Source organism: Caldivirga sp. UBA161 (assembly GCF_002506515.1).
Lineage (GTDB): Archaea > Thermoproteota > Thermoprotei > Thermoproteales > Thermocladiaceae > Caldivirga.
The window spans coordinates 1-7,954 of the sequence record NZ_DAXS01000030.1 but is presented as its reverse complement, the minus strand read 5'-3'; the positions used below and the strand labels follow the sequence as shown (position 1 = coordinate 7,954).

General features: G+C 42.4%; 5 protein-coding genes. 2 read left to right on the top strand and 3 right to left on the bottom strand.

Annotated features, from left to right (window positions below):
- Window positions 1–1,970, bottom strand: a 1,970-nt coding sequence (locus BP896_RS03595; protein ID WP_291765754.1) for an ABC transporter substrate-binding protein, incomplete at its 3' end; no start/stop codon positions are given.
- A 303-nt stretch (window positions 1,971–2,273) separates the two neighbouring features.
- Between BP896_RS03595 and BP896_RS03590 the strand changes: the two genes are divergently transcribed.
- Entirely contained in the window at window positions 2,274–3,626 is a 1,353-nt protein-coding gene (locus BP896_RS03590; protein ID WP_291765752.1) for a hypothetical protein, read from the top strand.
- A 12-nt stretch (window positions 3,627–3,638) separates the two neighbouring features.
- A complete protein-coding gene (locus tag BP896_RS03585; protein ID WP_291765751.1) occupies window positions 3,639–4,811 on the top strand; it encodes an oligogalacturonate lyase family protein in 1,173 nt (390 codons plus the stop codon).
- 2 nt (window positions 4,812–4,813) lie between these two features.
- On the opposite strand, the gene BP896_RS03580 is transcribed toward BP896_RS03585, so the two are convergent.
- Both BP896_RS03580 and BP896_RS03575 read right to left on the bottom strand, forming a co-directional pair.
- Window positions 4,814–6,490, bottom strand: a complete 1,677-nt coding sequence (locus tag BP896_RS03580) for a glycoside hydrolase family 2 TIM barrel-domain containing protein (RefSeq protein WP_291765749.1) — start codon at window positions 6,488–6,490, stop codon at window positions 4,814–4,816.
- 330 nt (window positions 6,491–6,820) lie between these two features.
- Window positions 6,821–7,954: hypothetical protein (locus tag BP896_RS03575; RefSeq protein ID WP_414633184.1), on the bottom strand; the 1,134-nt coding region annotated here is incomplete at its 5' end.

The following is a 7,954-nucleotide window of genomic DNA, read 5'->3' as shown; positions in this document are numbered from 1 at the left end:
GAACCATTAGCAATAGCCTCAGCCAAAGGAGGAACAACACCAGGGGGAGCATAGGCACCTATTGATAAGCCTGGTAGTAATTGGGGATTAGTTACAGCCCACATTCCGAATAATGATTCTGATGCATCAAGCCTAATGGTTAATGGTATGCATTGTAGCATCAGCCACCCAGCATCAATGACTTTTGGATTATATTCAAGGGGTGAGTAGCCATCATCATAAGGTATTGAGGGTTCGAAGAACCTCCACCATGCTAGAAAGACCTCAAGTGAATAATCATACCCACTAGTGCCTGGTGATAATAATCCATACCAATTCTGCCAATTAGTCAAGTTGATGTAACCGTACGTTGAGTTAACGCACCACACTATTGTTGAATTTAATGGAGGCGCCACAGGTGCTGTTACTGGTGTGCATGTACCATTAGGCCAGGCGAAAGGCCATACACTGCTCACGTTATGATATGGTGCAATTAATGGAGTTGCTGATGCATAACCCCCTATGAATGCCCACCAAGCGTCAAAATACCTCCATGAACTGCCGTAAGCCATGTCTGATGGATTATATACTTGGAATGACGCAGCCTCAAAGTATCCATTAGGCCAATCACTTGCCCATGCTGCATCAATATATACGTTAACGGTAATACCTATTGCCGCCAAGTCCTTAGCAGTGGCCTCTATTGCATTAGCTTCGCCTTGGTAAGGTACTATGACGAGTAATTTAAGTGATGAACCATTAGGTAAGTAAACCTGCCCATTCTTAACAATTAAACCCCCTTTCTCAAATAATTGAATTGCTTTAGTTAGGTTGAATGAACATGGTTGAGCCACCTCCTGTACTGAAGCAGGGTAAGTATAAAGCGCGTATGGTGGTATTGGTACTGACATGTAGTTAGGTATGCCTAATGGTCCCGCACCCTCAGCTATAATCATCTCAGTCCTATTCATTGCATAGCAGAAGGCTTGCCTAACATACGGGTTATTGAATGGGTACACGCGTGGATTCAGCACTAATCCATGCCCAGTGAATGATGGTACGAGTACAAATGATACCCCACTCTTATTTACTGATTCAAGCATGGCCCAAGGCATACCTATCCAAGCCCACTGTGCCTTACCTGATTCAAGCGCAGCAACATCAGTGGTTGCTGCACCACCAACAAACCAATATGTTATTGGGTTAAAGTAATTGAATGAGTTTATCGGGAACATTTCTTCCCAGGAATTAAGGAGTGATTCAGGTTCAAGGGAGAGCACTATGTAGTTTGGTGTAATGGCTGATACATACCATGGACTAAGGCCCCAATAGGGTGCAACGTACTTAGTTATATTGTTATTACCATAGATTCTCGCCTGAGTAGTATTCATAGTCTTTAATGCTTCAATAGCCCATTTCCAAACAGGGTAAGGGGTCTCCGGTGCTGACATTAGTAAATACATGTACTCCGTTGGGCTCCATCTTTGGAATAGGAATTGTATTGTGTAATTGTTTATGACCCTAATATCCTCATCAGCGTAACTATTATTAATATATGGGTAATACCATCCAAACGCCTTAACGCCTATGTAGAAGTAGGCGTAGACATCCCATGCAGTGAAGGGCATTACAGCTGAACCATTAAACCAATATAGGCCCTTCCTAAGGTAAATAGTTAAAATACCTGAACCATTAGGAAGAACTTGAATACTCCAGTTATCGGCTAGTAAGGGCCACCACTTACCATTAAGTGTATTGTATGCGGCTAATGCAGTCCATGTCTCAGCACGGCTCATTAAATTATCTGGGTCGTATGGATTCCAGACTGGTACGCCTGGAGCGTAAACTATAGTTGTAGGTACAGCAGCCGTTATCTGGGTCTGTTGTGCATAAGCCGCTTTAATGGTTAGTACAAGGAGCAGTACTAGTACAGTCATTAATGAACCATAAATCACTTTAACTCCCATTGATCCGCAACTTTTACTTAACATGATTTCACCAGGCTAATTAGTAATCACTACCTAATAAGGGTGTATTCAGACAATGTACAATGCCTATCATAATGCCTCTAAGATTGTGTAGTAATTGAGTTTAATCGAGTTTAATTTAAATTCACATCGTTACATTAGATGCTGAACAATGGTACTATATTATTAATATAAGCATCCTTAAATAAGGGTTAAGTTATGAGAACTAGAGGAGTAATCCTTATTGTGGTGATAGTGGTTATTATTTGTGTAGTGGGGTTACTTACCACTATGCTTATCACATCGCCTTTACGGGGGGCTACAGCTTTGAAGCAGCGCACTTATATTGTGATTGAGTATAAGCCATTCTTCCCATCATATGGTCCGTCCAGTGAGGCAGTGCCATTAACTGCTTACTGGAGTAATACCTCTGCTATTATTGAGCAAGAGGCATTGTGGTTAAGTTGGGCTGGTGTTGATGCAGTATTAATTGACTGGAGTCCAGCAACAATGGTTCAGGATATATCGCAGATTAATTGGCTTTACATTGACCATACGACGCAGTTGCTTGAGGTTTATCATGAAATGGACCTAGCCCACCTACCACACCCTAAGGTTATTATCCTCATTGGTATTGATAATGGGCCACATAGGGCCAGTGCCCAAGTATTGAACTACATACTTAACTGGGTATATACTCACTATGTTAATAATCCTGATTTAAACACATCATTATTTTACTATAATGGTAAGCCTACTCTAATTATGCTTGATGGTAGCTTCACCAACCACACGTTTAGGGACCCTAGGTTCACAATATTCTTCATGGGGTTTCACCTAGAAAATATAATGAATGCACCACCCTCAAAGCCATATCATGATAATCCATGGTGCTATTGGAGTTGGATGGATGGCGTATTAACGCCCATTATAGTTTATTGTAATGAATCACCACTAGCCGTCACGGTGTCAACAGCCTTCTTCCCAGATATTAAACCCAATGATGTTGGATGGACTGCACCAGGTGCAGTGGGTAGGGAGAATGGTGCAACGTTAATTCAGGAGTGGGTTATCCCAATGATTTATAGGCCCAAGTTCATTATAATTAATGATTGGAATCAATTCTCCGGTGAATGCCTACACCCCACTGGACCCTACCTGGACCAGTATAGTCCAGAGTATTCGCAAGACATTGAACCCACATTTCTAAATAGCACTGGATGCATGGGGAAGTGGCAGGGTGGATGGGGATATTATTACCTTGTGCTTTTAAAGGCGTTAATAATGCTTTACAGGGGTGAGACTCCTAATGCAACAATCATAGCTATTGCACAACCGCTAAACAATTACACTGTTTACACTCATCAGCCATCGATGTTAAATACCACGAATTACATTGTATTGAATGGATACACCATGCTTATTAGGTGGACTTATGTTGGTAAGGCTCCAAGCAGTTTCACTGTAGTATTAGATGGTAAAGTTATTGCCACCAACTTAACCTCAACATGGTATATGCTTGACCTATACGGGTTACCTAAGGGTTGGCATACAATAAGGATCCTAGCCAATGGCGCTGTAACCTACTTCAATTTAACGGAGGCCTACTATGAGTTAGTGAATGCATCAAATACGCCATTACCTTGTGAGGCGGAGGTTTCATTTTACTATGCGGGCTAACGGGTGGTAGACTTGAGTAAGGGTACTGTTATTAAGTTAAAGCCAATTGAGTCCACTGATCCTGAAACTAAGGTTCAGGTAATTAACTTTACAAGCAACTTAAGTGACTCAAGGCACCCGTACTTCACGCAGAACTTATTCACAAGGGATGGTGACGCCATGGTCATTTCATCAAGGGTCAACGGCGATTGGCAGCTCTTCCTACTTAGGTTTAATGAGAATGAGGCTGTTCAATTAACTGAAGATCCAGGAGGCACGCCACCCAGTAAGCCATGCCTGGATGCTATACATAATGTGGTTTATTATTGGGCTAAGGGTGGTGTACTTAAGAGGGTTCACATAAGTGACTTAAGCGATGAGATTATTTATAAGATACCAAGGGGCTTTAATGGTTCAATACTATCTTGTTCAAGCGATGGCAACTACGTAGCCTTCGCCTACTCTGAGGTTTTAAAGGATAGGTTCACTGAGTTTCAGGTTAGGGAAAGCTTTAAATTAAGCATGTTCCTTAAGCCTAGGAGTATTATAGTTAGACTGAATACTGCGAGTAATGAATCTGATGTAGTTTGGGGTGAATCTGAGTGGATTACACATGTTAATATTAATCCAGTTGACCCTAACGAAATACTATTTAATCATGAGGGGCCTTGGTTCATGGTTCAAAGAATGCATATAATTAGGGCTGATACCTACGAGTATTGGCCACTATACGTGCAAAGGCGCCTTATTGAAATGATTGGTCATGAATTCTTCACTAATGATGGGCGCGTAATTGCACAGTACGGTAGGCGTTCAAGGCCAGGTAGTGGTGACTGGGTTTACTACGACATGTTCATTAATCCAGATGGGTCAGGCTTAAGGTTATTCAAGTACCCAGGCCCTAAGCCGGGTCACATTAAGGCTAATAGTACGGCTAAAATAGTTGTTGGGGATAGAGGATACTTGACCAGTGATTTTAAGGATGGTGACAAGTATATAGCCTTAATTAGGTATGATGAAAGTGAACTTAAGGTTAATATGATGTTACTCTGCAGGCATGACTCATCATGGGTTAATGATGCACACCCTCATCCAATATTCACGCCAAATGATGAATATATAGTATTTACATCAGATAAGGGTAGGAAGCTAAACGTATACCTATGTAACGTTAAGGATAAGGCTAAGGAATTGGGGTGGCTTTAAACCTACTTTAGTTTTGAGAATAATTCGGCTACTGTCTTAGTGGCTAACTTAGGCCTCCTATCCCTAGTGTATAGGCCCTTAGTGTTTAGTATTACCCTCCTTGGGTTTTGCGGCGTCCTGAAGTCTGCGTAGTTCCATATGTGTATTCCCCTTACGTATGGTTTCTTGGCTAATTCCTCAATGTACCTCCTTAGGAATAATTCCTGATACTCCTCACTCCATGCTACTGGTGGGTCGTGGTGTAGTCCTGGGTAGCCTTCTGCCCCGAATTCAGTTATGATTATTGGCTTATCTGGGTTCCTTGAGTGGACCTCCTCAAGCAGTTGGTTAAGCTTAACCACACCAGCCTCAATATCACCTGTTTCACTATACCAGCCGAAGTATGTGTTTAAGGCTACTGCATCACCAAGCCCCAATGCCTTATCATTAAGGTGCCTATGCGACGTATATATTACTGGCCTAGTTGGGTCAATTGACTTAACATGATTAATTAACTCACCTAGGAATGCCCTAGCCTCATCAGTAGTGCTGTCAGGTTCATTAGCCACACTATACATTACGACACTTGGCCTATTCCTATGCTGCCTAATCACCTCACTAATAATACGCTTAGCCTTCTCCAAGTAGCCTTGGTTCCTAAAGTGGTAATCCCTAAGCCCAACCAATGGGGCCTCAAGGATTACCAGTATGCCGAATTCATCAGCCAAGTCAAGGTGGGCATTGGAGTATGGGTAGTGGCTTGTCCTAAAGGAGTTGGCGTTAATCCTCCTCATATTGTAGAAGTCCCTAATTAAAACAGGCCCAGGTAGTGCCCTACCGAATATTGGATAATCCTCATGCCTCCCAAAGCCCTTCAGGAATATTGACTCACCATTAAGGTAGAAGCCACTGGCCCTAACCTCAAAGGTCCTGAAGCCAATACGCTCAACAACCTCATCCACAGCCTCACCATTAGTAATCAACTTAGCCTCAAGCCTATAAAGCATTGGGTGTTCAATACCCCAAGCCTCAACACCCTTAACATAATCCTCAAACGCACCCTCAGTGGCCCTACTGTAAACCACTGAGCCACCGCCATCAATCAACTCAACGTTAAGCCTAAATGGCCCACTGCAATTCACATTAGGCTGAACCTTAAGGTAACCATCATGCCTAGTAACAATGATTAAATCATCAATGAAGCAGCCGCTAGTGAACTCAACCCAAACAGGCCTATGAACACCACCATAATGGAAGAAGTCGAAGTATGTTGCATTCAAACCCTCACCAGGCGGTATGTTGTCTGGCTTCAGGGTATTATCAATCTTAACCACAACCCTATTCCAGTCACCATACTTAATTGCAGGTATCTTAAACCTAAACATTGTGAATGAGCCTTCATGCTCACCCACGAATTCACCATTAACCCAAACCCTAGTCAAGTAACCAGCACCCTCAAACACTATCCAAGGCACCAAGCCCCTAAACTCCCTAGGCACGTGGAATTCAAACTCATACCAAGCAACACCAGAATACTGATCCCAATCAGCATTCTGCTCATTCCAACTAGCCGGCACATAAACCCTATCAAAAGCCTCAAAACCCCTAAACCAACCACTAACCTCACCAACATTACCCGGATCAAGCCTAAAACCCCAAAAACCATCCAAAGAAACCCTACCCCTAACACCAACAACCATAGATACGGAGTGTTGGTGAGTTTTAAAGCATTAAATGGTGAAAGTTAAATGGCGTACCCCTCCCTTTAGGGAAGGATTTTTATTGAAGAGCCTTGTATTAGCCTCCTAATTGATGCTTAATATTGTGTAGTTCACTATTTTAGTTTCTTGAGAAGTATGAGTTAACCGTGAGGAGGTGTATAGGTTTAAGGAGTAGTGTAGCTATAAGTTCTTGGGGTGGAAGATAAGCTAATATGCCATTGTTTGGATTAGCCAGGCAGTAAGGCTTGAGAAGGAGAGGATAGGAGGTAAGTGACTTTAAGTTTTTAGATTTTATAGGGGGTTAATTAATTAACCTACCACCGCCTTTATTGTTGCCTTTATTTGAGTATTTGCCTTTAACTTAATCCATGTTGCTGGATTACCCACAATATTCAACCCCCTACTTAACTTAACCACCTCCTCCACATCATCATGCGGATCCAGCCTCATGTGTAATTCAGCATCACCACTTATTGAAATCATTAACCTACTGGCCCCAGGCACGTAAATCCACTTACTTTCACTACCGTTGAATAATCCCCTTAATTCACCGTAATTCATTGGGTTGAAGATTCCCTCATCAACGTATACTGCCCAAACCTCATGAGTATAGCCCTCCCTCTTAGTATCAAGCCTAGTACTCCAAGTATCCCTGAAGGATGCTATAAGTAGTTTAGGCTTACCATCCGGGAGTGTGGTGTAGTGTGGGTGGCCTACCTGGGTGAGTGATTCATCTAGGCCCAGTAACGGCATTATTGATGCTTCAAGTATTGAGATATCCCTTAAATCATTAATGCTACTTAATTCATCTAGGCTTGGCCCAATGTAGGTTTGGATAACCCACTTATTTGGTGAATCAACCTCAACGAACACTTGAAGCCTAGGCAATGTGGTGAAGTCTATTACATCATTACCACTACCCCAACGGCCCAATTCACCCCAATCCTCAATCTTAAGTTCACTTAAATCATCAATATTCCTAACCATGAATAACCCAATAGCCCTAGAAGAGTCAATAGGCGCCACGGCTAAGGCATCCCTAATATTACCGTAAGCGCCAGTGGGCCTGATTGGTACACCGGAATCCCAGACGTAATCCCTAACGATCAATGGCTTATAACCCTTAAGGCTCCAATCACTGTTAAAGACAAAAATATATGAATTCTTACCGTGGGTTGAAACAACGTAGAACTCATCCTTAGCCTCATTATACAATCCCCTAACAGTATTATTAGTGTAATCTGCTGGCTCAGGGAATGTTGAAGGCAATATCTTCTTTAATCCACTTAAATCAACATTAAGATCCTCATCAATTGGCGCAACAAACCCCTCCCTCTTAAGGCCAGTGGGGTCACTCCAACCAGTGAATAGTAACCAATGCTTATCCCTCCTGGCATCATAGACAATGTAGGGTGTACCAACACCACCCCTCAAATCACCCAC